Source organism: Rhizobium ruizarguesonis (assembly GCF_012349115.1).
Classification (GTDB): domain Bacteria; phylum Pseudomonadota; class Alphaproteobacteria; order Rhizobiales; family Rhizobiaceae; genus Rhizobium; species Rhizobium ruizarguesonis.
Window position 1 is genome coordinate 1 of the sequence record NZ_PQIG01000031.1, and the last position, 616, is coordinate 616.

The window sequence follows — 616 nt, forward strand, 5'->3', positions numbered from 1 at the left end:
GGAATGAGATCCGGATCTGCTTTCTCGTCGATTTCCTCGAAGTAATTCTCCTCCGGTCGAACCTCGTCGCCGAAACGCAGCGTCCAGAGCACGATGCCCTCGCCGCGCGGTTCCAGGACGACCGCCCGCTCTCGGCGGCCCATCACGAGCTTCGACACGCCGAAAACCTTGTCGGCCTTCATGGCATCCCTGATCACCGCAAAGGCCTCGTTGCCGACGGCGTCGTCCGGCATCAGGTAGTGCGGCTTCTCAAGGTAGATCCACTCGATGCTGTCGGCCGGGACGAACTTGTCGATGTCGATCGTCTTCACCGTGTCGAGCGCAACGGCATCCAGATCGTCCTCGGTGAGGATAACGTAGTCGTTCTCCCCGCGAGCATAGCCCTTGGCTTCGTTCTCGTCCTTGACGGGCTTGCCCGTGATGGAATCGATGTACCGGGAGACGACGCGGTTGCCCGTCTCCTTGTTGAGTGTATGGAAGCGAACCTTCTCGCTTTCGCTCGTGGCCGGGGTCATAGCAACGGGGCAGGTGACCAGGGAGAGTTTGAGATAGCCTTTCCAGTAATATTTCGGAGCCATGACCTATCTCCCTAGCTGGCTTTGCGCTGCGGGGCAGC

Annotated in this window: 1 protein-coding gene; it reads right to left on the bottom strand. The window is 59.9% G+C overall.

Going from position 1 to position 616, the window contains the following annotated elements:
• Positions 1–578: non-homologous end joining protein Ku (ku, locus tag C3Y91_RS04360; RefSeq protein WP_168575077.1), on the bottom strand; the 578-nt coding region annotated here is incomplete at its 3' end.
• Positions 579–616: the final 38 nt, after the last annotated feature.